The sequence below is a fragment of the Nonomuraea sp. NPDC049684 genome (assembly GCF_044465345.1).
Classification (GTDB): Bacteria; Actinomycetota; Actinomycetes; order Streptosporangiales; family Streptosporangiaceae; genus Nonomuraea.
This window is the reverse complement of record NZ_JBITLO010000008.1, coordinates 36,666-60,981: the sequence shown is the minus strand read 5'-3', so window position 1 is coordinate 60,981 and position 24,316 is coordinate 36,666. Positions and strand designations below refer to the sequence as shown.

Here is a 24,316-nt window from a genome sequence, read left to right as displayed (position 1 = left end):
CCTACTTCGCCCTGGTGCGCTTCCTGAGCCGCCGCACGACGAGGGCCGCCACCGCCGCCGCCGCGGCCAGCAGCAGCACGGGACGCTTGCGCGCTCCGGTGGCCGCGTCCTTGACCTGGTGGGGCGTGGCCTCGCGGACCTTGCCCGCGACCTCGCCGGCCATGCCCTTGGCCGTGCCGGTCACCTCGGCGGCCTTGCCCTTGGCCACGCCGGTCATCTCGGCGACCTTGCCCTTGGCCGTGCCGGCCGCCTCGCTGGCCCGGGCCTTCAGGTCGGCCTTGTGGGCCAGGGCGCTGACCGTGTCGCCCAGTTCGTTCCTGGTCTCCTTGATGCTTTTTCGCACGTCGTCCTCTTCCTCTTCCTCGTCGTCCTCGCCACGGCCTCCGGCCAGCGACTCCTCCTCGACCGCGCGGCTCTCGACCGCCTCGGTCCGGTCGTCGGGCACGGGGGTCTCGGGGATGAAGGTCTCGTGTTCCTGCCGGGCCAGCTCGGCCCGTTTCGCGTTCTCCGCAGCCCCCGGTCTCGTCGGCGGCACGTTGATCGACTCGCGTTCGGTCGGCGTGCCGACGGTCGCCCTGCGGGCGCCCACGTCACCGGCGTGCTGCTCGCTGTATCCGGGGTCCGTCTCGCTCATCGGCGTGCCCTCTCCTTGACCATGTCGATATCGGCCTTGACGCTCGCGATGGTCTCCTCGGGGACCGGCGGCGTGGCCTGTTTCACCTGGTTCTTTCCGGTCAGGCCGAGCAGGGCGGCGGCGATGAGCAGGACCGCCCCCACGATCGCGGCGGCCGCCCACGCGGGCATGACCAGAGCGAGGAGCAGGACGACGGCGGTCACCAGCGCGGCGCCGCCGAAGAACGCGGCCATCCCGGCCGCGCCGAAGAGCCCCGCGCCGAACCCGGCGCGCCTGCCCTTCTCCGCGAGCTCCAGCCTGGCCAGGCACAGCTCGTCCTTGACGAGCCTGGAGACCTGGTCGGACAGATCACTGACCAGCTTGTGGGTATCGTTCACGACGTCGCCTCCTCCGCTGAGGAAGGCGACTACCCAGCTGACCGCCTGTTATTACCTCTTGGCGGCCTTCAGCAGGAACCGGAGGACGGACGCCACCGGCGACTCGGGCTCCTCGCACCAGTTGTCAGGCTGCTTCGGCCTGCTCCACGGAGAGGGGAGCTCGCACGAGGGAGCCTGCGGCTCAGGCCGCTCACACCACGATCCGGGAGTGTTCATCCTTCGATGGTACGACTTCCGGCCCGGCCCGCAGAAGACTCGCGGACCGGCCGCTCCGGCCCGGCGGTAACCTGCCGGGGTGCTGGTACACGGGGTGTGGGCGGGTGACGGGCTCGCCTTCTGGGCAGAGGTTCCCGGCCGGGCCGCCGCCGTGCCCCGCGGGGCGGGCGCGCGGGCCCATCCGTTCGCCGCGTCCCCCGCCGAGCTGGCCGGCGCGCCGGGGCTCGGGGTGGGCGGGCCGCCGTCCAGGGTGCTGGAGCTGCTGCTGCCGGGGTCGGCCAAGGGGCCGCTGCCCTCGCCGGAGACGGGGCTGCTGACCGAGGTGGTCAGGCCGCGGCTGCTGCCGTGGCGGGTGCCCGCGGTCGTGCTGCCGCCCGCCGAGTCCCTTCGAGCGCTGGACGGCCTTCCGGGCGACGCCACCGCCACCGTCCGCCACTGGGCCGCCGTCGCCGCGCTCGCCCGCGACCTGGTGGGCCGTGGCCGGGTCGTCCCCCAGCTCGTCCTTGCGCCCGGCTCCGGCCCCGCGCCCGGCCCCGAGCCTGTCCCCGTGGCCGGTGACGACGGCGCCGCGCTGGCCCTGTGGCGGCCCGTGCTGACCGGGGCCGACGCCGCCTGGTTCCGCGACCTGGCGCTGGCCATGCCGCCCGCCTGCCGCACCTGGGCCGCCGAGCGCCCGGCCGCCGGGGTGCAGCTCCAGGCGCTGGAGGCGTTCACCGACGCGCTCGTCCGGCAGGCCGTCACCACTCCCCTGGCCGCCCCCTCTGCCGCCGCCCCGGCGACGCCGCGCGAACGGTGGCTGGCCGCGCTGACCGGCGACCCGGCCTGCCCCGACGACCCCGGGCTGCGCGAAGAGCTGGAGCGCTGGCGGGCGGCCGTCATGGCGGCCGAGGGCGCCACCCGCGTCTGCTTCCGCCTGCTCGAACCGGCCGCCGGCGACGACTGGCGGGTCGAGCTGGCGTTGCAGGCCGCCGACGACCCCAGCCTGTACGTCCCGGCCGCCCGCGTCTGGAGCGGCGAGAAGGGCCTGCCCGGCCGGCCGGAGCGCGAGCTGCTGGCCGGGCTCGGCCGGGCCGTGCGGCTCTACCCGGAGCTGGACCGGGCGCTGCGCGTGCCGGAGCCGAGCGAGCTGGCCCTCGACACGGCGGGCGCGTTCGGCTTCCTGCGCCAGGCCGCGCCGCTGCTCCAGGCGGCCGGGTTCGGGGTGCTGCTGCCGCGCTGGGCGGGCCGTACGCGGCTCGGGCTCAAGCTCACCACCAGGACCAAGCCGCAGACGGCGGCCGTCAGCCAGGGCTTCGGGCTGCGCGAGCTGGTCGACTTCCGCGTCGACCTGGCGGTGGGCGAGGAGACGATCAGCGAGGCGGAGCTGGCCGAGCTGGCCAGGCTCAAGGTGCCGCTGGTCCGGGTCCGCGGCCAGTGGGTGGAGTTGGACGACCGGCAGCTCAAGGCCGCGCTGCGGGCCGTGGAGGGGGTGCGCGCGGGCGAGGCGGCGGCGGCCGACCTGCTGCGCCACGTGATCCAGGGCGACGACGAGCTGCCGCTGCTGGCGGTCGACGCCGACGGCGTGCTCGGCGACCTGCTGTCGGGCCAGGCCGAGCGGCGGCTCACCCCGCTCGCCACCCCGCCGGGCCTCGACGCCGTGCTGCGGCCCTACCAGGAGCGCGGGCTGGCGTGGCTGAGCTTCCTGTCGGAGCTGGGCCTCGGCGGGGTGCTGGCCGACGACATGGGCCTGGGCAAGACGGTCACCACGCTGGCGCTGCTCGTGCACGAGCGGGCCGCCGCGCCCACGCTGCTGGTCTGCCCGATGTCGCTGGTGGGCAACTGGCAGCGGGAGGCGGCCAGGTTCGCCCCGGGCCTGCGCGTGTACGTCCACCACGGCCCCGGCCGGGACGCCGCCCGCATCGCGGAGGCCGACCTGGTGATCACCACGTACGGCACCGCCCACCGCGACCTGGAGGCCCTGCGGGCGCACGAGTGGCGCCGGGTGGTGTGCGACGAGGCCCAGGCGATCAAGAACAGCGGCACGCTCCAGGCCCGCGCCGTCCGGTCGATCCCCACCGGCACCCGGCTGGCCCTGACCGGCACGCCGGTCGAGAACCACCTCGCCGAGCTCTGGTCGATCATGGAGTTCGCCAACCCCGGCCTGCTCGGGCCGCGGGCCCGCTTCCGCACCCGGTTCCAGGAGCCCATCGAGGCCCGCCAGGACGAGCAGGCCGCCGCGGCGCTGAAACGGGCGACGGGCCCGTTCATCCTGCGCCGCCTCAAGACCGACCGGTCCGTCATCTCCGACCTGCCGGAGAAGATCGAGATCAAGGAGTGGTGCCCGCTCACCCCCGAGCAGGCCACCCTCTACCAGGCCGTCGTCGACGACATGCTGGCCCGCATCGACGACAGCGAGGGCGTCGAGCGGCGCGGCCTGGTGCTGTCGGCCATGGCCAGGCTCAAGCAGGTCTGCAACCACCCGGCCCACCTGCTCAAGGACGGCTCCCGCCTGGCCGGCCGCTCGGGCAAGCTGGCCCGGCTGGAGCAGCTGGCCGAGGAGGTCCTGGCCGAGGGCGAGAAGGCGCTGCTGTTCACGCAGTACGCCGAGTTCGGGACGATGCTCCAGCCCTACCTCGCCCAGCGGCTCGGCCGCCCGGTCCTGTGGCTGCACGGCGGCCTGCCCAAGAAGACCCGCGACCGGCTGGTCGAGCGTTTCCAGCACGACCGGGAGCCGATGCTGTTCCTGCTGTCGCTCAAGGCGGCCGGCGTCGGTCTCAACCTGACGGCGGCCAGCCACGTCGTCCACGTCGACCGCTGGTGGAACCCGGCCGTGGAGGACCAGGCCACCGACCGGGCCTTCCGCATCGGCCAGCGCAAAAACGTCCAGGTGCGCAAGCTGATCTGCGCGGGCACCCTCGAAGAGCGCGTCGACCAGATGATCGAGCGCAAGAAGGCGCTGGCCGAGCGGGTGGTCGGCGCCGGCGAGGAGTGGCTGACCGACCTGTCCACCGACGAGCTGCGCGAGGTGTTCCGCCTCACGGGAGGGTCCTGACCATGCCCGAGCGACCCGAGCGACCCGAGCGGCCCGGACGACCCGAGCGGCCCGAGCGGCCCGGCTGGTACGACGGCGGCGGCCCCGTCGAGGTCGAGGGCGGCCTGCGGGCCCGGTCGCGGCGCGGCAGCATCGGCTCGGCGTGGTGGTCCAGGCGCTTCGTCGACATCCTGGAACGCGTCTGCGACAAGGGCCGCCTGTCCCGCGGCCGCGCCTACGCCCGCAAGGGCCAGGTGCTCTCGATCGACCTGTCGGCGGGGCTGGTCAGGGCGTCCGTGCAGGGGTCGCGGCCGAAGCCGTACGACGTCGTGGTCAGGATCGACGCCTACGGCGAGGACGTGTGGGCGCGGCTGGAGGAGGCCGTCGCGGCGCAGGCCGTCCACCGGGCCAGGCTGCTGGCCGGGGAGATGCCGGTCGAGATCGAGGAGCTGTTCGCCGCCCACGGCGTCGACCTGTTCCCGCGCGACCTGGACATGGAGTGCTCGTGCCCCGACTGGGGGTTCCCGTGCAAGCACCTGTCGGCCGTGCTCTACCTGCTGGCCGAGTCGTTCGACGACGACCCGTTCCTGGTGCTGGCCTGGCGCGGCCGCACCCGCGAGCAGCTGCTCGGCTCGCTGGCCGACGACCCGCCCGCGCCCGATCCGCTGGAGGTGGCCGACGTGCCGTTCGCCGACCGGCTGGCCGACTTCTACGCCCCCGGCGCCACCGCGCACCGCCCCGAACGCCGCCCCGCCGCGGCCGCCCCCGACCTGCTGCCGCGGGTCTTCCCGCCGCCCGCCGGCCTGGCCGACGCGCTCGCCCCCGCCTACCGGGCGCTGGGCGAGGGCTGAGGTCAGTTGTCCTCGAAGGAGTCGGGGACCATCACGCGCACGCCGTTGGGCACCACGCGCAGCGTGATCGGGGTGCGCAGGCGCACCTCGCCGTCGACGTCGGCGGCCATCGGCGGGTCGGTCTCCAGCAGCATCTCCCGGCCGACCACGAACGGGCCGCCGGCCAGGCTGCGCCAGCGGCCGGTGGTCGCGCGCAGCAGCGTCTCGCCGAGCAGGCGCAGCTTCTTGCCCGAGCCGAGCTGGTAGGCCACCAGCATGCCGTTGTCGATGCTGATGTCCTTGGCCACCTGCCAGCCGCCGTGGAAGCGGCCGTTGGCGATGTTGAGCTGGTGGGTGAGCAGCTCGTGGCGCCGGCCCTCGACGGTGATGTAGGCCCGGAAGGGCCGGTGGCCCGGCAGGACGGTCAGCGCGGTCATCGGGTAGGCCGGACGGCCCACGATGCGCTTGAGCCACGGCTTGACCCGGCCGGCCACCTCGACCGAGACGCCGAAGCTGGCCAGGTTGGCGAAGGGCCGGTCGCCGGCCATGCCGAGGTCGATGTCGGCGACCTTGCCGGTGGCGAACACCCGGATGGCGCCGGCCAGGTCGAGCGGCAGGCCGAGGCTCCTGGCGAAGTTGTTGGTGGTGCCGAGCGGCAACACGCCGAGCGCCACGTCGCGGTGGGCGACGTGGCGCACGGCCGAGGAGAGGGTGCCGTCGCCGCCGCCCACGATCAGCAGGTCGGGGTCGGTGGCGAGGGCGGTGTCGAGCAGGTCGCGCAGCCGCTTGGGGTTGTAGACCGACAGCTCGGCCAGCGGCTCGAACCCCAGGTTGTGCAGTTGCTCGATGACCTCGAAGTAGTGGCGGCGGCCGCGGCGCGAGCGAGTGTTCACCACCACCGCCACCCGGCGATCCCGCCGGATCGCCTCAGTGTGCTCGATCTTGGTGCGCAGTTCGCTCATGGTCATCAATCGTAGGCGCTGTGTCCGCCGCTCAGTGCTGGATCGAGGGCCGCCGGGTCCCCGGCGGCCCTCCTCACGTTACTTCTTCGGCGGGACGACCTGGACGATGGCGCCCAGGTTGCCCGGCAGCGGGCTGATCAGCTTGAACTGCACGCCCAGCGCCTTGCCCTCGTCGCCGGGGTTGCCCGAGCCGGCCACGTGGCCGTCGCCGAGGTCGGTCCCGTACAGCTCGGTGGCGGGGGTGCCGTCCAGGTGCACCACGCGGGTGCTGTACGGCTGGTCGCCCTTGCTCGGCACCACCGTGGAGGCGTCGAAGTCACGGTAGTAGAGCGAGCCGTTCTGCAGCTCGAAGCCAGGGACCCAGGTCTTGGCGTCGGTGAAGGTCGGCACGCCCTTGAGCGCGGGGACGTTGGTGCAGTACTCGCTGAACGGCTCGTCCGGCGCCTCCAGGCACTCCTTCAGCGGGTAGGTCTTGTTGAAGGAGAACGCCGCGTTGGAGGACTGCGTACGGCCTTCCATGTTCTTGTGCCTGGTCGGGTCCTTCTCGGCGGCGGTGCCGGTGCGGCGCAGCGGGTCGTAGTGCGAGTCCACGACCAGCAGGCTGCCCTTGGAGCCGATGCTCGGCGGCAGGGTCAGGTTGTTGACCACCGAGTTGTTGGTGAAGGTCGAGTCGCGGTACCAGACCAGCAGGCCGGGCGCGTTGTACTTGACCTTCTCGACCTTCCACGCCCCGTCGCGGGAGTAGTTGGTGTCGTAGGCGTACTGCAGGCCCTTGTCGAAGCCGTCGAAGTTGCGCCACTCGGCGAGGTAGAAGCGGGAGATCTCGCGCGAGCCGTTGTTGACGGTCCAGCCCTGGCCGCTGGTGTTGGTGAACGTGCCGCCGGTGGCCTTCCAGCCGTTCTCGCCGTTCTCGACGTCGTCGCTCCAGACGGCGGTGCCGCCGTTGGTGAGCGAGAAGTCGTCGGCGTGCCAGCCGCGCGGCTCGAAGGCGGCGTCGGTGTTGTAGGTGAGGCGCAGCTTGATCGACTGCCCGGCGTACGGCGTCAGGTTGACGTAGTCGTGCCGCCACTGGCCGCCGGTGTCACCGGTGAGCCCGTACTTCTTGTTGCCGAACGTCTTGAGGTTCTTGTTCGGGTCGGGGTAGCCGTCGGGGGTGCTGACCTCGGTGCCGGCCTCGTCGTAGACCTTGAGCTGGGTCCAGGTCTGGCCGCCGTCGGTGGAGACCTCCACGAAGCCGAAGTCCCAGTCCTGCTCGATCTCGTAGTTGTTCCACATCCAGAACCGCACGTCGGAGCCCGCGGGCACCGGGACGTCGCGGGTCAGGGTCTGGTTGGCCCAGTCCTGGTCCAGGTTGGACCACCAGGCCTTCGTGCCGCTGTGCGGGTCGATCATCTTCAGCGGCGTGGAGGCCAGGTTCACCCGGACGCCGTCCTCGGTGAACTTGGGCGTGCGCGAGGACTGCCCGACCGTGACGAGCTTGGCGGCGTCACCCGGGTTGAACGTCTTCGGGTTGGCCCAGCCGAGCACCCACTTGTCCCACAGGCCCATGTGCGTGGGCATGGACTGGAAGATGGGGCCGGAGTGGGAGCCGCTGGACATCAGGTCCCAGAAGTCCACCGCGGAGCTGGCCTGGCCGCTGGTGTCGTACAGGTCGGGCAGGCCCAGGTCGTGGCCGTACTCGTGGGCGAAGACGCCGACGCCGGAGTCCTCGGGCTGCACGATGTAGTTGGAGATCTTCTTGTCGCTGCCGGGGATCTTGTAGCCGCCCGCGACCGCGCTGGAGTGCGCCCAGATGGCGTAGGTGCCCTCGGCGCCGCCGTCGGAGGACTTGTCCTTGCCGGCGTGCACCATCACCAGGTGGTCGATGACGCCGTCGGGCTCGTTGAAGTTGCCGTCGCCGTCGGAGTCGGCCACGTCCTCCAGGTCGTAGTCCGCCCACGGGAAGTTCGGCTGGGCCGCGGCCAGGGCGTTGACCGTGTCGATGGCGAGCTGGCCCGCGCCGGTCGGGTTGCTGGGGTGACCCGACATGTCCTGCGGCTGGCCGCCACAGGCCGCGGCGCCGTAGTACGCCTCGGAGTGGGGGGCCTTGATCCAGCCGACGGCCGAGCCGGTGACGGAGTAGGCGCCCTTGGACAGCTCCTCGTACATCTTCTTCATCGTGAAGCCGGAGATGTCGATGCCGGGCTTGCCGTCGCGCGGGTCCTTGAGGTCCTTGCGCACGCGCTCGGTGATGCCCGTGTCGCTGTAGAGCATCTTGTTGAAGTGCTCGGTGCTGAAGTCCTTGAGCCAGAAGGAGTTGTTGTCCTTCTGCGGCAGCGTCGCCGGGTCGGGGATGTTGTTGTGCAGCGGGCCGTTCTTGAGCGTGCCCGGCGGCTCGACCACGCAGTCGTCCGGCGGGCTGTCGGTCGTGCGCAGCCGGTTGAAGCCGGAGAAGTCGTCGTTCGCCTGCTCGTTGAACTCGACCAGGACGGTGAGGAGCTTGGCGGTCTTGACCTGCTTGGAGTTCTTGAAGATCCATTCAGCCGGGTTGCGGCCGGTCCTGATCGCCTGGTTCTCGCGGGCGGCGAGGACGCGGGCCGCGGCGGGGTTGCCGCTGACGAACTTCCTGTCGAACTTCTCCGCCGGGGAGAGCGAGCGGGCCTTGCCCTTGTTCAGGCCGGGTTCCTGCGGCTCCTTCTCGACCCGCGGGGGAGCGTAGTTGATGTAGTAGTCCGCCGCCGTGGGCTGGTAGCTGGCCACTGACGTGGCCTGGGCCGCCGGGACGGTCAGCGCGGCGCCGAGGAGGGCGACCGCCGGGAACGCGACTAACAGGCGCTTTGAGCTTGGCACCAGGTACCCTCTCTGCCCGGGGTCGCCGGGCGCATGGCCATAGGGTGTGCAATGCCGGACGCTAGAGGGTGGATAAACGGGTCGTAAAGTACGTTGTTGAAACGTGATCAAACCACGACATTTTGACCAACAGAATTGCCGCGGCGGCGTCGCCCGCAATCGCCTCGGATAAACCGAACGACGCGATCTTGAAACGCCGTGTCAGTCGGCGGCGAGCGCCGGGGGCGGCTGCTCGGGGCCGGTGTCCGGCTCCACGGCGGGCGTCGCGTCCTCGTGCGGGTAGTGCAGGTCGAACGCGGGCCGCTCGGAGCGGATCGGCGGCATGCTGGTGAAGTTGTGCCGCGGCGGCGGGCAGGAGGTCGCCCACTCCAGCGAGTTGCCGTAGCCCCAGGGGTCGTCGAGCGTGACCCTGGGCGCGTGCCTGGCCGTCCGGTACACGTTGTAGAGGAACGGCAGGGTCGAGGCGCCGAGCAGGAACGCCCCGGCCGAGGAGATCTCGTTGAGCGCGGTGAAGCCGTCGGCCGCGCTGTAGTCGGCGTACCGGCGCGGCATGCCGAGCTGGCCGAGCCAGTGCTGGACGAGGAACGTGGTGTGGAAACCGGCGAACAACGTCCAGAAGTGCACCTTGCCGAGCCGGTCGTCCAGCATCTTGCCGGTCATCTTCGGCCACCAGAAGTAGAAGCCGGCGAACATGGCGAACACGACCGTGCCGAAGACCACGTAGTGGAAATGGGCGACGACGAAGTAGGTGTCGCTGATCTGGAAGTCCAGCGGCGGCGAGGCCAGGATGACGCCGGTCAGCCCGCCGAGCAGGAACGTGACCAGGAACCCGACCGCGAACAGCATCGGCGTCTCGAACGACAGATGGCCGCGCCACATCGTGCCGATCCAGTTGAAGAACTTCACCCCCGTCGGCACCGCGATGAGGAACGTCATGAACGAGAAGAACGGCAGCAGCACCTGCCCGGTCGCGAACATGTGGTGCGCCCACACGGTCATCGACAGCCCGGCGATGGCGATGGTGGCACCGATCAGGCTCATGTAGCCGAAGATCGGCTTGCGGCTGAACACCGGGATGACCTCGGTGACGATCCCGAAGAACGGCAGCGCGATGATGTAGACCTCGGGATGGCCGAAGAACCAGAACAGGTGCTGCCAGAGCATCGGCCCGCCGTTCGCGCCGTCGAACACGTGCGTGCCGAGCTTGCGGTCGGCCTCCAGCACGAGCAGCGCGGCGGCCAGCACGGGGAAGGCCATCAGCACGAGCATGCTGGTCAGCAGCACGTTCCAGGTGAAGATCGGCAGGCGGAACATGGTCATTCCGGGGGCCCGCATGCCGATGATCGTGGAGATGAAGTTGACCGCGCCGAGGATCGTGCCGAGGCCGGACATCACCAGGCCCATGATCCACAGGTCGCCGCCGACCTGCGGCGAGTGGACGGCCGACGACAGCGGCGTGTAGGCGAACCAGCCGAAGTCGGCGGCCCCGCCCGGGGTGAGGAAGCCCGCCAGCACCATCAGCCCGCCGAACAGGAACAGCCAGTACGCCACCGCGTTCAGCCGGGGGAAGGCCACGTCGGGCGCGCCGATCTGGAGCGGCATGACCACGTTGGCGAACCCGGCGAACAGCGGCGTGGCGAACAGCAGCAGCATCACCGTGCCGTGGATGGTGAACAGCTGGTTGTACTGCTGCTGGGTGACCACCTGCATGCCGGGCTGCGCCAGCTCGGCCCTGATCAGCATCGCCATGACGCCCGCGACGAGGAAGAAGCCGAAGGAGGTGATCAGATAGAGGTACCCGATGACCTTGTGGTCGGTCGTCGACAGCCAGGAGGCGATGACGGTCCCGGTACGGCGGCGCCTGACCTGCTCGATCGAGGTGTCCCGAACAGTCGTCACGGCTGCTCCCTCCTTCGCGGAGTTGTGCCTGCCCCGATGTCCTCCATTCCACTCCGGCGAACGCCGGACGGGAAGCGCTTCTTTAGAACGTCTTTGATCCGGTGTCCCACATGCCGGGCGATTACCGGACCCCTTGGGGAGTTCTTCTATCCTTTGGACCGAACCGACTCGGAGGAGAGATCTCGTGACCGCACAGAGTGACTACGCCGCCCTCGTCCAGCGGGGGCTCTCGCTCGACCTCACCCGGGGCAAGCCGTCACCGCGCCAGCTCGATCTCTCCGACGGCATGCTCAAGCTGCCCACCTCCGTCAAGGCCGCCGACGGCACCGACGGCCGCAACTACGGCAACCTCCAGGGACTGCCCGAGCTGCGCGAGATCTTCGCGCCGCTGGTGCAGGTGCCCGCCGGGCAGCTCGTCGTGGGCGGCAACTCCAGCCTGACGCTGATGCACGACACGATCGTGCACGCGCTGCTGTCGAAGGTCCCGGGGGCCGAGCGCCGCTGGGTCGAGGAGCCGGAGATCACGTTCCTGTGCCCGGTGCCCGGCTACGACCGGCATTTCACCATCTGCGAGCGGCTCGGCATCAAGATGACGGCCGTCCCGATGACCGCCGACGGCCCCGACATGGATGTCGTGGAGCGCCTGGTCGCCGCGGACCCGTCGGTCAAGGGCATCTGGTGCGTGCCGAAGTACAGCAACCCGTCCGGCGTCACCTACAGCGACGAGACCGTGCGCAGGCTGGCCGCCATGCCGGCGGCCGCCCCCGACTTCCGGATCATGTGGGACAACGCCTACGCCGTCCACCACCTCACCGACACCCCGGACGAGCTGGCCGACCTGCTCGCGCTGGCGGCCGAGCACGGCAACGCCGACCGCGTGTTCGTCTACGCCTCCACCTCGAAGGTGACGTACGCGGGCTCGGGCGTGTCGTTCTTCGGCTCCTCGCCGGCGAACGTGGAGTGGTTCCTCGCCAACACCGCCAAGCAGTCCATCGGCCCCGACAAGCTCAACCAGCTCCGGCACGTGGAGTTCCTGCGCGACGCCGCGGGCGTGGCCGCGCACATGCGGCGGCACGCCGAGCTGATCGGCCCGAAGTTCGAGCTGGTCGACAAGGTGCTGACCGAGCGCCTGGGCGACCTGGCCGCCTGGACGAGCCCGCGTGGCGGCTACTTCATCAGCCTGGAGGTGCCGCACGCCGCCGAGGTGGTGGCCAGGGCCAAGGCCGCCGGCATCGCGCTCACCCCGGCCGGCGCCACCCACCCCTACGGCCAGGACCCGGCCGACCGCACGATCCGCATCGCCCCCACCTTCCCCGAGCTGGACGAGCTGGAGCAGGCCATCGAGGGCCTGGCCGTCTGCGTCCGCCTGGTGGCGGAGGAGCGCGGCTAGATCGCCCGGCCGCGGAAGCCGAAGATGTACTCGCGCGTCTCGCCCGGATGGAACGAGACGCCGACCCCCGGCTCGAACGCGACGTTGTCGCGGGCGCAGTAGTACAGCCGTTCCCACACGGCCAGCGCCTTCTCCCGGGCCGGGGCCTCGGCGTGGTCGCGCCTGCGGGCGCCGCGCGCGCCGAGCACGAAGAACAGCCCGAGCCCCCAGAACAGCCCGGTGAGGCAGAACGGCGCGAGCAGCACCTCGCTCCACTGCGAGTCCTTGCCCATCGCGATCACCAGCGACACGACGAGGTGCACCAGGGCCGCCACGCCGAGCATGATCCACCCCTGGTTCCTGGCCCAGGGCGTGTAGTGGCGGCTGGGGAACGACATCCACACCGCGAGCTGCGTACGGCTCATGACGTGCTTCGACGCGCCCATCGACGGCGCGGTCGGCAGGTCGGCGACCTCCCGCTGGCCGGGCAGCCTGACCCTGCCGATCCGGTATGTCGTCCCCGCGGCGACCGCGCCCGGGACCGCGACGAGCTGGTCAGCCTGCGTACATACCGGGCACCTGACTTCCACCCAGGGCAGTCTGGCCTTAAGGAACGGTCGGCGCAAACCGTAGGGTGCAGGTGTGAGACCGATTGATGCCCTGGTGAACTCGCTGTCCGAAGCTCGCGTGCTGACCGACCCGGACGTGATCGACTCCTACGCCCGCGACCGCACGTTCGTCGAGCCGGGCAAGCCGCTCGGCGTGGTGCTCGCCGCCTCGCGCGAGGACGTCGTGACGACCCTGCGGTGGGCCACCGAGCACCGGGTGCCGGTCGTGCCGCGCGGCGCGGGCACGGGCCTGGCGGGCGCGGCCACGGCCGGCGACGGGACGATCGTGTTGTCGCTGGCCAGGATGACGGCCATCAGGGAGCTCTCGCCCGCCGACGAGATCGCCGTGGTGGAGCCGGGGGTCATCACCGCCGACCTCGACCGCGCGGCCCGCGAGCACGGGCTCATGTACGCGCCGGACCCCTCGTCGTACGAGATCTCCACGATCGGCGGGAACCTGGCCACCAACGCCGGCGGCCTGCGCTGCGTGAAGTACGGCGTCACCAGGGACGCCACGCTCGGCCTTGAGGTCGTGCTGGCCGACGGGCGGATCCTGAACACCGGCCGGCGCACGATGAAGGGCGTCACCGGCTACGACCTGACCGGGCTGTTCGTCGGCTCGGAGGGCACGCTCGGCGTGATCACCGCGGCCACCGTGCGGCTGCGGCGGGCGCCGGCCGCGCCGCCGGCCACGTTCGCCGCCGAGTTCGGCTCGCTGCGCGAGGCGGGCGCGGCCGTGTCGGCGATCATGGCCGCGGGCTGCCAGCCCTCGCTGATGGAGCTGCTGGACCGGGCCACGCTGGAGGCCATCGACGACTGGCGCAACATCGGGCTCGAACCGGCCACGCAGGCCATGCTGATCGGCCAGTCCGACGCGACCGACGGCCAGGACGTGGCCGCCCGCATGGAACGGCTCTGCCTGGACAACGGCGCCTCGTTCGTGGCCGTCTCCACCAGCCCGCAGGAGACCGAGGAGCTGGTCGGGCTGCGCAGGATGGCCTACCAGGCCAAGGAGCGGCTGGGGGCGTGCCTGGTCGAGGACGTGTGCGTGCCGCGCTCGGCGCTGCCCGAGATGATCACCGCGATCGAGGCGGCGGCGGCCCGGCACGGCGTGCGGATCTGCACGGTCGCCCACGCCGGCGACGGCAACCTGCACCCGGTCTTCATCTTCGAGCACGGCACGGCCGAGCCGCCCGCCCAGGTGTGGGCCGCGGCCGACGAGGTGTTCCGGCACGCGCTCTCGCTCGGCGGCACGCTGACCGGCGAGCACGGCGTGGGCGTGCTCAAGCGGCGCTGGCTGGGGCTGGAGTCCGGGCCGGTGGCGGCCGAGGTGCAGCAGGGCATCAAGGCGGTCTTCGACCCGCTGGGCATCATGAACCCGGGCAAGGCCATCTGAATTTGCCAAGCCGTGACCTTGGGCTCCGGAGCGGACACGACCTGCGACGAAACACTGACATGTCCGGTCAAAAGGTGGAACTTACTTACAGGTCCGGCAGACGTCCCACATGTCACGCTGGTAGCGTTTTGCCCCATCTATTGGGTTGTCATGGGGGTCCGACGTGAATCAGTTCCAGCCGTTGGCGGCGGACGACCCGCGGCGGCTGGGGGCGTACGACATCGTCGCCCGGCTCGGCGAGGGTGGTCAAGGCGTCGTCTATCTGGGCAAGAGCGACTCAGGTGACCAGGTCGCCGTCAAGCTGCTGCACAACGCCCTCGTGGCCGACGCCGACGCGCGGACCAGGTTCCTGCGCGAGGTGGCCGTGGCGCAGCGGGTCGCCCGGTTCTGCACCGCGCCCGTCCTCCACGCCGACCTCGACGGCAGCCGCCCGTACATCGTGAGCGAGTACGTGCCCGGCCCCTCGCTGCGTGAGCTCGTCATCAACGAGGGCCCGCGGCGGGGCGCGGCGCTGGAACGGCTCGCGATCAGCACGGCCACCGCGCTGGCGGCCATCCACCGGGCCGGGATCCTGCACCGCGACCTCAAGCCCGCGAACGTGCTCATGGGCCCCGAGGGGCCGGTCGTGATCGACTTCGGCATCGCCCGCGCGCTGGACTCCCCCGGCGCGACGGCCACGGGGATGGCGATGGGGACGCCGTCGTACCTGGCGCCGGAGCAGCTCAGCGGGGCCGCCGTGTCGGAGGCGGCCGACGTCTTCGCGTGGGGCGTCACGATGGTGTACGCGGCCACCGGCAAGCCCGCGTTCGGGGCCGACTCGATCCCCGTGGTGATGAACCGCATCCTGAACGAGGAGCCGCAGCTCGGCGGGATGGAGGGCGAGCTCGCCGCGCTGGTGGGCCTGTGCCTGTCGAAGGACCCGGCGCAGCGGCCGAGCGCCGACGAGCTGATCGTCCGGCTCACGGGGCAGCCCGCTCCCAAGGCCGCCGTCGAGCCGGTCACCGGGGCGACCGTCACCCCGGCCGTGCCCCACCAGGCCGGGCCTTCGCACGGGTCCGCCGGTCCCTCCGGTGCGGCGCAGGACGCCTACCCCGGCCCCTGGACCCAACCCACCGGCGCCAACGCCGTGCCCCGGCAGCCGGGCCCCCAGGGTGCGGCGGGTCCGCAGGGCGTGGCAGGTCCTCAGGGTGCGGCGGGCGGTCCTCAGGGCGTCCCGGGCCCCCAGGGTGCGACGGGCCCCCAGGGCGTCCCGGCCGGTCCCGGCGCGCCGGGCGGTCCTCACGCGGGCGCCATGCCCGCCGCCGCCCAGGGCGTCCCCCACCCGGGCGGCCCGCAGGCCGGAGCCCCGGGCGTCCCGCAGGCCGGTGTTCCCGGCGGTCCGCACACGCCGGGCGGGCCTCAGACGGGCGCTCCCCACGGCGGCTCCCCCACCGGCTCACCCGGCGCGCCTCACGGAGGCACGCCCGGCGGCCCCCAGAACGGCGTTCCCGGCGGACCTCAGAACGGCGTCCCCGGCGGCCCCCAGAGCGGCGTTCCCGGCGGACCTCAGGCCAGTGGCATGGGCGGGCCGGCCGCGCAGGGCGCGGTGCCGCACGGGCACCCGCACGGCGGCATGCCGGGCGCCCCTCAGCCGGGACACCCCGGCGGCGCCCAGGCGGGACACCCCGGCGGTCTCCAGGCGGGACACCCCGGTGGGCCGCAGGCAGGGAACGCGGGGGCGACCAGGGTCGGCGGGCCGCAGGGCGGGGCGTCCGGTGAGACGTCCGGCAAGGCGCCGGACCGCCAGCGGCGGACGCTGACGCTCGCGCTCTCCGGCGCGGCCGCCGCCGCGCTGCTGGTGGTGGCGGGCGCCGTCGTCGTGCAGGCCAACAGCGACAAGGTCGCCGTGACCGCCACCGGAAACGCCTCCCAGAACCCCTCGGGCGACGGACAGGGCGCCGGGCAGCCCGAGCCGCCGGTCGCCGAGGTGACCCCGGACCCGATCCTCACGGCGGAGACCGGCGAGCCCGTCCCCACGCTGGACGTCGGCCAGGCCGAGCCGCCCAAGAAGGTCAAGCACACCAAGGAACCCGTCATCGCCGTCCCGAACCCGGTGACGACCGTGACGGCGACGGCCCATCCGGCCGCCAAGAGCCCCACGCCCAAGCCCACCCCCAAGAAGACGAAGAAGCCCACGGGCCTGATCGACGGCGAGGACCAGCCGACCACGACCCCGACCCCCGGCCCCACGACCACGGTCCCGGGCCCGGCCAAGAAGCCGACGACGAGCAAGCCGACCGTCAAGCCGACCGTCAAGCCGACCGCCACGCCCAAGCCGAACACCTACAACGTGGTGACCGTCTGCGGCTCCGGCTACAAGGTGATCGACAAGCACGCGCTGGGCACCTCGGCCACGATCTACCTGCTCTACAACACCGCCGCGGGCAAGAACTGCGTCGTCACGATGTCGAAGCTGGTCTATCCCGGCAAGGTCTCCATGAACGCCACCCTCCAGGTCCAGGGCGGCGCGAGCGGCGGCAACCCGGGCACGTTCACCGCGTACGCGGGCCCGGTCCGGCTGGCGGCCGTGAAGAAGTGCGTGATCTGGGGCGGTTCGTGGAAGTCGCTGAGCTGGAAGTCCGGCTGGAGCCACTGCACCTGACGTGACGGCGCGCGGCGGGACCCCTTCCTTCCGCGCGTCCCGCTCGCTACGGTGACTGACGTGATCGTCAGGTCCCTGACCCTGCGCGGCAAGCGCACGCGGGCCACGTTGCTCGCCGCCGGGCGCGAGGCGTTCGAGGAGCACGGGTACGACGCCGTGCGGATCGACGACGTGTGCGCGCGGGCCGGGGTCTCCCACGGCACCTTCTACACCTACTTCGACTCCAAGGAGTCGCTGTTCGGCGAGGTGGCGCAGACGGTGGTCGGCGAGATGTTCGCGGCGAGCGCGGTCGGCGACGCCGCCTCCGGCGACCCGTACGCCCGCATCGAGGCCGCCAACCGCCTCTACCTGCGGGCCTGGGCGGCCAACTCGCGCCTGGTCCGCATGGTAGAGCACGCCGCCGACGCCGACGCCCGGTTCGGGCGGCTGGTGCTGGAGCTGCGCGAGGCGTTCGTCCGGCGCGGCGCCGATGGGCTGCGCCGGCTGCAGGAGCAGGGCCTGGCCGACCCCTCGCTCGACCCCCGGCTGACGGCCGTCATGCTGGGCGGCATGGTCGAGCACTTCGCGCACGTGTGGCTGGATCTCGGGGAGCGGGCCGGCGAGCAGGACGCCGTCGACCACCTGACCCGGCTGTGGGCGCGGGCCATCGGGCTGACGCCCGCGTCGACTTCCCGACAGGAGGCCCCGTGATCAGGAGCCGGCTCGATCCGCGCGACGCCGAACATCTGGCCCGGCGCGCGGCGATGCTCGCCAAGCTGGCCGAGCTCGACGCCGAGCACGCCAAGGCGGTGGCCGGCGGCGGCGAGAAGTACGTCGAGCGCCACCGCCGGCGCGGCAAGCTGCTGGCCAGGGAGCGCGTCGAGCTGCTGATCGACCCCGATTCGCCGTTCCTGGAGCTGTCGCCGCTGGCCGCGTGGGGCAGCGAGTTCCAGGTGGGCGCGGGCATGGTGACCGGCATCGGGGTGATCGAGGGCGTCGAGTGCCTGATCACCGCGAACGACCCCACGGTCAGGGGCGGCGCGTCCAACCCGTGGACGCTGCGCAAGTCGCTGCGCGCGGCCGACATCGCGCTGGCCAACCGGCTGCCGTACGTCAACCTGGTGGAGAGCGGCGGCGCCGATCTGCCGACGCAGAAGGAGATCTTCATCCCGGGCGGCCGGATCTTCCGCGACCTGACGCGGCTGTCGGCGGCGGGCGTCCCGACGGTGGCGCTGGTCTTCGGCAACTCCACGGCCGGCGGCGCGTACGTGCCCGGCATGAGCGACTACGTGGTGATGGTCCGCGACCGCGCCAAGGTGTTCCTGGGCGGGCCGCCGCTGGTGAAGATGGCCACCGGCGAGGAGTCCGACGACGAGTCGCTGGGCGGCGCCGAGATGCACGCCAGGACCAGCGGCCTGGCCGACTACCTGGCCGAGGACGAGCACGACGCGCTGCGCATCGGCCGCGCCGTCGTGCGCTCGCTCAACTGGCGCAAGCAGGGCGTGGCGCCGCTGCCCGCCCGCGAGCCCGCCTACCCGGCCGACGAGTTGCTGGGGATCGTCCCGGAAGACCTGAAGATCCCCTTCGACCCGCGCGAGGTGCTCGCCCGCGTGGTGGACGGCAGCGAGTTCGAGGAGTTCAAGCCCCTGTACGGCCCCTCGCTGGTCACCGGCTGGGCGCGCGTCCACGGTTACCCGGTGGGCGTGCTGGCCAACGCGCGCGGGGTGCTGTTCAGCCAGGAGTCGCAGAAGGCGACCCAGTTCATCCAGCTCGCGAACCAGTCGCGCACGCCGCTGCTGTTCCTGCAGAACACCACCGGCTACATGGTGGGCAAGGACTACGAGCAGGGCGGCATCATCAAGCACGGCGCCATGATGATCAACGCCGTGTCGAACTCGACCGTGCCCCACCTGACCGTCGTCATGGGCGCCTCCTACGGCGCCGGCAACTACGGCATGTGCGGGCGCGCCTACGACCCCCGCTTCCTGTTCAGCTGGCCGAGCGCCAAGTCTGCGGTGATGGGCCCGGCCCAGCTCGCCGGGGTGCTGTCGATCGTCGGCCGGGCCGCGGCGCAGGCCAGGGGGCAGGTCTACGACGAGGAGGCCGACGCGGCGATGCGTGCCATGGTGGAGTCCCAGATCGAGGCGGAGTCGTTGCCGTTCTTCCTGTCGGGGCGGCTCTACGACGACGGGGTGATCGACCCCCGCGACACCCGTACGGTGCTGGGGATGTGCCTGTCGGCGATCAACAGCGCGCCGGTGCCGCCCGCGGCGGGGTTCGGGGTGTTCCGCCCGTGATCACCCGTCTGCTCGTGGCCAACCGGGGCGAGATCGCCCGCCGGGTCTTCCGCACCTGCCGCTCGCTCGGCGTCTCCACGGTCGCCGTCTTCTCCGACGCCGACTCCGGCGCGCCGCACGCCCGCGAGGCCGACCTCGCCGTCCGCCTGCCTGGGGTCCATCCGGCCGAGACCTACCTGGCGGTGGACCGGATCATCGAGGCGTGCCGGGCCTGCGGCGCCGACGCGGTGCACCCGGGCTACGGGTTCCTGTCGGAGAACGCCGCCTTCGCGCGGGCCGTGCTGGCGGCCGGGCTCACGTGGGTGGGGCCGCCGCCCGAGGCGATCGAGGCGATGGGGTCGAAGATCGCGGCGAAGCGGCTGATGGCCGAGGCCGGGGTGCCGGTGCTGCCCTCGCTCGACCTGGCCGCGCCGGGCGAGTTCCCGCTGCTGGTGAAGGCGTCCGCCGGCGGGGGCGGGCGGGGGATGCGGATCGTCCGGCACGCCGGCGAGCTGGCCGCCGAGGTGGAGTCGGCGCGGCGGGAGGCCGAGGCGGCCTTCGGCGACGGCGCCGTGTTCGCCGAGCCGCTGCTGGAGGCCGCCCGGCACGTCGAGGTGCAGGTGCTGGCCGACGCGCACGGCACGGTGTGGGCGCTGGGCGAGCGGGAGTGCAGCGTCCAGCGCCGGCATCAGAAGGTCGTCGAGGAGTGCCCGTCGCCGGGGATCTCTGAGCGCACCCGCGAGCTGCTGTGCGCGGCGGCCGTGCGCGCGGCCCGCCGGATCGGCTACGTCGGGGCCGGCACGGTGGAGTTCCTGGTCAAGGGCGAGCGGGTGGCGTTCCTGGAGATGAACACCCGGCTCCAGGTCGAGCATCCGGTGACCGAGCTGGTGTTCGGCGTCGACCTCGTCCGGTTGCAGCTGGAGGTGGCCGAGGGCGCGGCGCTGCCGTCCGGGCCGCCCGCGCCGCGCGGCCACGCGATCGAGGCGCGGCTGTACGCCGAGGACGCCTCCTACGTGCCCCAGACGGGCGTGCTGCGCCGGTTCGAGGTGCCGGGTGACGTCCGGGTCGACTCGGGCGTCGAGTCCGGGTCGCAGGTGTCGCCGCACTACGACGCGATGCTGGCCAAGATCGTCGCGTACGGCGGGACGCGGGCGGAGGCGGCGCGGAAGCTGGCCGCGTCCCTGCGCGGGGCCCGGCTGCACGGCCTGACCACCAACCGCGACCTGCTGCTGGACGTCGTGACCAGTCCGGCCTTCCTGGCCGGCGAGACCGACACCGCCTTCCTCGCCCCGGACGGCCCGCTCGCCGCGCGACGCGGCGGCCCGGCCTCCGCCTCCGCCTCCGCCGACGGCGATCCGGAGGGCGGGCTGCCGGCGCTGGCCGCCGCGCTCGCCATGGCCGCCGCGCACCGACGCGACGCCCCCGTCCTGGCCGGGCTGCCCAGCGGCTGGCGCAACGTGCGCTCGCAGCCCGCCCGCGCCCGGTTCGAGGAGGCCGACGTCGTCTACGACCCGCTGCCCGCGGGCGTCACGGTGATCTCCGCGTGGCCGGAGGAGGTGGTCCTGGAACGCGACGGCCTGCGGCGCACGTTCCAGGTCGCCCGGTACGACGGCGACGAGCGCGTCTACGTCGACTCCCCCATGGGCGCGGCCGTGCTGACGCCGGTGCCGCGCCTGCCCGAGCCGGTCGAGCACGTCGCCCCCGGCTCCCTGCTCGCGCCCATGCCGGGCAGCGTGCTGCGGGTCGAGGTGGCCGCGGGCGACACGGTGGCCCGGGGCCAGCCGGTCCTGGTGCTGGAGGCGATGAAGATGGAGCATCGCATCGCCGCCCCGGCGGGCGGCGTGGTGTCGGACGTACGCGTCGAGAAGGGCCAGCAGGTCGAAGCCGGGGCCGTGCTGGCGATCATCCAGGAGGAGACCACATGACGAGCCTGGTGCACAGGGAGCTGGCGGAGGGCGTGGCCACCGTCACGCTCGACTCGCCGGCCAACCGCAACGCGTTGTCCAGGCGGCTGCTGGCCGAGCTGGCCGAGCACCTGCGCTGGGCGCTGGCCGAGCCGGACGCCCGGGTGATCGTGCTGACCGGCACGGGCCCGGTGTTCTGCTCGGGCGCCGACCTGAAGGAGCAGCGCGGCGACGCGGACGCGCCGGTGACGGCGTCCTTCCCGGAGATCATGACGCTGCTGTGGGAGAGCCCGAAGCCGGTGATCTGCCGCCTGAACGGCACGGCCCGCGCGGGCGGCCTCGGCCTGGTCGCCGCGTGCGACTTCGCGATCGCGCCGGACACGGCGTCGTTCGCGTTCACCGAGGTGCGGCTCGGGGTGGTGCCCGCCATGATCTCGGTGCCCGTGCTGCGCAGGCTCGACCCGCGCGCGGCGGCCGAGTACTTCCTGACCGGCGAGGTGTTCGACGCCGCCACGGCGGCCCGCATCGGCCTGCTGACCAGGGCCGTCCCGCAGGACGAGCTCGACGCGACCGTCGGTCACTACGCGGGGATGCTGGCCAGGGGCGGCCCCGAGGCGCTGGCCATCACCAAGCGGCTGGTGCGGGAGGTCCCGGCGGTCTCGTTCGAGGAGGGGCTGCGGCGGATGAGCGAGCTGTCGGCCGAGCGGTTCACCTCGGCGGAGGGGCAGGAGGGCATCGCGGCGTTCATGGACAAGCGCCCGCCCAAGTGGGTGCCGTGATGGCGCTGCGCGTCGCGAACTGCAGCGGCTTCTACGGCGACCGGCTCTCCGCGGCCAGGGAGATGGTCGAGGGCGGCCCGATCGACGTGCTCACCGGCGACTGGCTGGCCGAGCTGACCATGCTCATCCTGGCCGGCAACCGGCTCAAGGGCCGTCCCGGCTACGCCCCGACGTTCCTGCGCCAGCTTGAGGACGTGCTCGGCCCGTGCCTCGACCGCGGCATCAGGATCGTGACGAACGCGGGCGGCCTCGACCCGGCTGGGTGCGCCGAGGCCGTGCACGAGCTGGCCGCCCGGCTGGGCCTGTCCCCCAAGGTCGCCCACGTGACCGGCGACGACCTCATGGGCCGTCCGCTCGACCTGGTCCACGCCGGCACCGGCGAGCGCGCGCCGGCCGCGCCGCTGACCGCGAACGCCTACCTCGGCGGCCGTCCCATCGCCGCCGCGCTGGCGGCGGGCGCGGACGTCGTGGTGACCGGCCGCGTGACGGACGCCGCCCTGGTCACCGGCCCCGGCATCTGGCGGTACGGGTGGGGCCCCGGCGACCTCGACCCGCTGGCCGGCTCGGTCGTCGCGGGCCACGTCATCGAGTGCGGCTGCCAGGCCACGGGCGGCAACTACGCCTTCTTCCAGGACGTGCCCGACCTGGCCCACTGCGGCTTCCCCATCGCCGAGCTGCGCGCCGACGGCTCGGCGGTGATCACCAAGCACCCGGGCACGGGCGGCCTGGTCTCGGTCGGCACGGTCACCGCCCAGCTCGTCTACGAGCTGGGCGGCCCGCGTTACCTGGGCCCCGACGTGGTGGCCAGGTTCGACACGATCACGCTCTCCGACGACGGCCCCGACCGGGTGCTGATCTCCGGCACGCGGGGCGAGCCGCCCCCGGACACGCTCAAGGTCGCCGTCAACTACCCGGCCGGCTACCGCAACACGATGACGCTCGTCCTGACCGGCCTGGACGTCGAGGCCAAGGCGCGGGTCGCCGAGGAGGCCGTCTGGGCGCGGGTGCCGCGCGAGACCTTCGACCAGGTGGACGTGACGCTGACGGACGCGGGCCTGCTGCGGATCACCGTCATGGACGCCGACCGGCGCACCGCGGGCCGGGTCTTCTCCTCGGCCGTCGTGGAGACGGGCCTGTCCAGCTACCCGGGCTTCCACGGCCTCACCCCGCCCGGCGACGCCTCCCCGTACGGGGTGTACTGGCCGGTCCTGGTGCCGGCCTCGCAGGTGCGCCCGCGGGTCTTCCTGGACGGGGTGGAGCTGCCCGTCCAGGAGGAGCCTCCCGTTCCGCAGGGCGGGCCGGTCCCCGAGCCGCCCGCGCCGCCGCTTCCCGCGCCTCCCGGCGGGCCGGCCGTGCGCGTGCCCCTGGGCCGGGTGGCGGGGGCGCGCTCCGGCGACAAGGGCGGCGACGCCAACCTCGGCGTCTGGGTCGCGACCGACGAGCAGTACGCCTGGCTGGCGGCCACCCTCACCGCCGACCGGCTCACGTCCCTGCTGCCGGAGCTGGCCGCCCACCGCGTCGAGCGGTACGAGCTGCCCAACATCAGGGCGCTCAACTTCGTCGTGCACGGGCTGCTGGGCAGGGGCGTGGCGGCCAGCCCGCGCCTGGATCCGCAGGCCAAGGCCCTGGGCGAGGAGCTACGCGCCCAGGTGGTCGACGTGCCCGCCGCCCTGCTCCCCCAGCGTCCGCAAGCCGAGCAGCCCGGCGCCTAGCAGGCCCGCGTCCACGCCGAGCGCCGACACCCGCACCTCGGGCGCGGGGCGGAAGGCGAGCCGCGCGGCCAGCCGGGCGCGCAGCGGGGTCAGCAGGGCGTCCCCGGCCAGCGACAGGCCGCCGCCGACGACGATCGCCGCGGGGTCCAGCACCAGCGTGTACGTGGCCAGCGCCAGCGCCAGCGCCTCCACGGCCTCGGCCCAGACCCGGGCGGCCGGCTCGTCCCCGGCGGCGGCCCGGCGGACGACGTCCTCGGCGGAGGTCTCGCCGGCGCGGGCGGCGACGGAGGCGGCCGAGGCGTAGGCCGACAGGCAGCCGCGCTGCCCGCACGGGCACGGGAGCCCGCCGGGACGCACCGGGATGTGCCCGATCTGCCCGGCCCAGCCGGCGGCGCCGCCGTACAGGGAGCCGGTCAGGACGACCGCTCCGGCGATGCCGGTGCCGATGGGCAGGTAGAGCGCGTCGGGGGCCGCCGATCCGTACGCCAGCTCCGCCTCGCCGGCCGAGCGCACGTCGTGGCCGAGTGAGAGCGGGAGCCTTCCGTCGGTGAAGGCCGCGGCGGGCACGTCCCGCCAGCCGAACGCGGCCGAGAAGACCGCCCGCCCGGACGCGACCAGGCCGGGCACGGCCAGGCCCACGGCCGCCGGGCGCAGCGGGACGCCGGCGACGGTCCGCGGCGCGCTCAGGTCGGCGACGAAGGCGGAGATCGCCGCGATCACGCGGTCGGGCCCCTCGGTGCGGGGGGTGGGGCGGCGTTCCCGGTAGAGGATGCCGCCGTCCTGGGCGATCAATCCGCCCTTCAGGGTTGTTCCGCCCACATCGACTGCCACAACACACGTCATCCACCCATATTGTCCCAATGAAGGATGAGGGCGGCCAGGGCGAGCCGTCGGG

17 protein-coding genes are annotated in these 24,316 nt (G+C 72.9%); 10 read left to right on the top strand and 7 right to left on the bottom strand.

The annotated features are described in order from the left end of the window. Position 1 precedes the first annotated feature (1 nt). Both ACIBST_RS24885 and ACIBST_RS24880 read right to left on the bottom strand, forming a co-directional pair. Positions 2-634 (bottom strand): DUF3618 domain-containing protein, encoded by a 633-nt coding sequence (locus ACIBST_RS24885; protein WP_397174947.1) that lies wholly within the window; start codon positions 632-634, stop codon positions 2-4. After that, positions 631-1,011 carry a phage holin family protein gene (locus ACIBST_RS24880; protein ID WP_397174946.1) on the bottom strand — a complete coding sequence of 127 codons (381 nt, stop codon included), beginning with the start codon at positions 1,009-1,011 and terminating at the stop codon, positions 631-633. Before ACIBST_RS24880 ends, ACIBST_RS24885 begins: the two co-directional genes overlap by 4 nt. 295 nt (positions 1,012-1,306) lie before the next feature. On the opposite strand from ACIBST_RS24880, the gene ACIBST_RS24875 reads away from it, so the two are divergent. Further along, positions 1,307-4,258, top strand: a complete 2,952-nt coding sequence (locus ACIBST_RS24875) for an SNF2-related protein (protein WP_397174944.1) — start codon at positions 1,307-1,309, stop codon at positions 4,256-4,258. Positions 4,259-4,260: 2 nt separating this feature from the next. Beyond that, complete coding sequence (locus ACIBST_RS24870) at positions 4,261-5,088, top strand: SWIM zinc finger family protein (protein ID WP_397174942.1); 828 nt, start codon at positions 4,261-4,263, stop codon at positions 5,086-5,088. Between the two features lie 2 nt (positions 5,089-5,090). Here the strand turns inward: ACIBST_RS24870 and ACIBST_RS24865 are convergent, their stop codons facing one another. The 3 genes from ACIBST_RS24865 to ctaD all read right to left on the bottom strand — a co-directional run bounded on the left by ACIBST_RS24865 (position 5,091) and on the right by ctaD (position 10,757). Then, positions 5,091-6,029: a diacylglycerol/lipid kinase family protein gene (locus ACIBST_RS24865; RefSeq protein WP_397174940.1), complete on the bottom strand. Its 939-nt coding sequence runs from the start codon at positions 6,027-6,029 to the stop codon at positions 5,091-5,093. Positions 6,030-6,107: 78 nt separating this feature from the next. Next, complete coding sequence (locus ACIBST_RS24860) at positions 6,108-8,858, bottom strand: immune inhibitor A domain-containing protein (protein WP_397174938.1); 2,751 nt, start codon at positions 8,856-8,858, stop codon at positions 6,108-6,110. A gap of 201 nt (positions 8,859-9,059) precedes the next feature. Next, entirely contained in the window at positions 9,060-10,757 is a 1,698-nt protein-coding gene (ctaD, locus tag ACIBST_RS24855) for a cytochrome c oxidase subunit I (protein ID WP_397174936.1), read from the bottom strand. 184 nt (positions 10,758-10,941) lie between these two features. Here ctaD and ACIBST_RS24850 point away from each other — a divergent pair, with 184 nt between their 5' ends. Continuing rightward, positions 10,942-12,147: an aminotransferase class I/II-fold pyridoxal phosphate-dependent enzyme gene (locus ACIBST_RS24850; RefSeq protein WP_397174934.1), complete on the top strand. Its 1,206-nt coding sequence runs from the start codon at positions 10,942-10,944 to the stop codon at positions 12,145-12,147. Here ACIBST_RS24850 and ACIBST_RS24845 read toward each other — a convergent pair. Further along, a complete protein-coding gene (locus tag ACIBST_RS24845) occupies positions 12,144-12,716 on the bottom strand; it encodes a hypothetical protein (RefSeq protein ID WP_397174932.1) in 573 nt (190 codons plus the stop codon). The two genes, ACIBST_RS24850 and ACIBST_RS24845, sit on opposite strands and share 4 nt — an antisense overlap. Positions 12,717-12,768: 52 nt before the next feature. Here ACIBST_RS24845 and ACIBST_RS24840 point away from each other — a divergent pair, with 52 nt between their 5' ends. From ACIBST_RS24840 to ACIBST_RS24810, 7 genes are all read left to right on the top strand, one after another. Then, positions 12,769-14,130, top strand: coding sequence for an FAD-binding oxidoreductase (locus ACIBST_RS24840; protein WP_397174931.1), 1,362 nt, complete (start codon positions 12,769-12,771; stop codon positions 14,128-14,130). A 163-nt stretch (positions 14,131-14,293) separates the two neighbouring features. Continuing rightward, positions 14,294-16,771, top strand: a complete 2,478-nt coding sequence (locus tag ACIBST_RS24835) for a protein kinase (RefSeq protein ID WP_397174929.1) — start codon at positions 14,294-14,296, stop codon at positions 16,769-16,771. 60 nt (positions 16,772-16,831) lie between these two features. Further along, on the top strand, positions 16,832-17,461 hold the full coding sequence (locus ACIBST_RS24830) for a TetR/AcrR family transcriptional regulator (protein ID WP_357964558.1): 630 nt from the start codon (positions 16,832-16,834) through the stop codon (positions 17,459-17,461). Between the two features lie 53 nt (positions 17,462-17,514). Beyond that, positions 17,515-19,047 (top strand): acyl-CoA carboxylase subunit beta, encoded by a 1,533-nt coding sequence (locus ACIBST_RS24825; RefSeq protein WP_397175448.1) that lies wholly within the window; start codon positions 17,515-17,517, stop codon positions 19,045-19,047. Then, positions 19,044-20,951 (top strand): biotin carboxylase N-terminal domain-containing protein, encoded by a 1,908-nt coding sequence (locus tag ACIBST_RS24820; protein WP_397174927.1) that lies wholly within the window; start codon positions 19,044-19,046, stop codon positions 20,949-20,951. The genes ACIBST_RS24825 and ACIBST_RS24820 overlap by 4 nt, the downstream gene beginning before the upstream one ends. Then, entirely contained in the window at positions 20,948-21,709 is a 762-nt protein-coding gene (locus ACIBST_RS24815; protein WP_397174925.1) for an enoyl-CoA hydratase-related protein, read from the top strand. Before ACIBST_RS24820 ends, ACIBST_RS24815 begins: the two co-directional genes overlap by 4 nt. Further along, complete coding sequence (locus ACIBST_RS24810; RefSeq protein WP_397174923.1) at positions 21,709-23,421, top strand: acyclic terpene utilization AtuA family protein; 1,713 nt, start codon at positions 21,709-21,711, stop codon at positions 23,419-23,421. The genes ACIBST_RS24815 and ACIBST_RS24810 overlap by 1 nt, the downstream gene beginning before the upstream one ends. Here ACIBST_RS24810 and ACIBST_RS24805 read toward each other — a convergent pair. Continuing rightward, positions 23,347-24,240: an ROK family protein gene (locus ACIBST_RS24805; RefSeq protein ID WP_397174922.1), complete on the bottom strand. Its 894-nt coding sequence runs from the start codon at positions 24,238-24,240 to the stop codon at positions 23,347-23,349. The two genes, ACIBST_RS24810 and ACIBST_RS24805, sit on opposite strands and share 75 nt — an antisense overlap. Positions 24,241-24,316 lie beyond the last annotated feature (76 nt).

Excerpts from the sequence above, each read along its gene's own strand:
- ACIBST_RS24885 (WP_397174947.1), bottom strand. The coding sequence starts at position 634 with ATGAGCGAGACGGACCCCGGATACAGCGAGCAGCACGCCGGTGACGTG.
- ACIBST_RS24870 (WP_397174942.1), top strand. The coding sequence starts at position 4,261 with ATGCCCGAGCGACCCGAGCGACCCGAGCGGCCCGGACGACCCGAGCGG.
- ACIBST_RS24865 (WP_397174940.1), bottom strand. The coding sequence starts at position 6,029 with ATGAGCGAACTGCGCACCAAGATCGAGCACACTGAGGCGATCCGGCGG.
- ACIBST_RS24825 (WP_397175448.1), top strand. The coding sequence starts at position 17,515 with ATGCTCGCCAAGCTGGCCGAGCTCGACGCCGAGCACGCCAAGGCGGTG.
- ACIBST_RS24815 (WP_397174925.1), top strand. The coding sequence starts at position 20,948 with ATGACGAGCCTGGTGCACAGGGAGCTGGCGGAGGGCGTGGCCACCGTC.
- ACIBST_RS24810 (WP_397174923.1), top strand. The coding sequence starts at position 21,709 with ATGGCGCTGCGCGTCGCGAACTGCAGCGGCTTCTACGGCGACCGGCTC.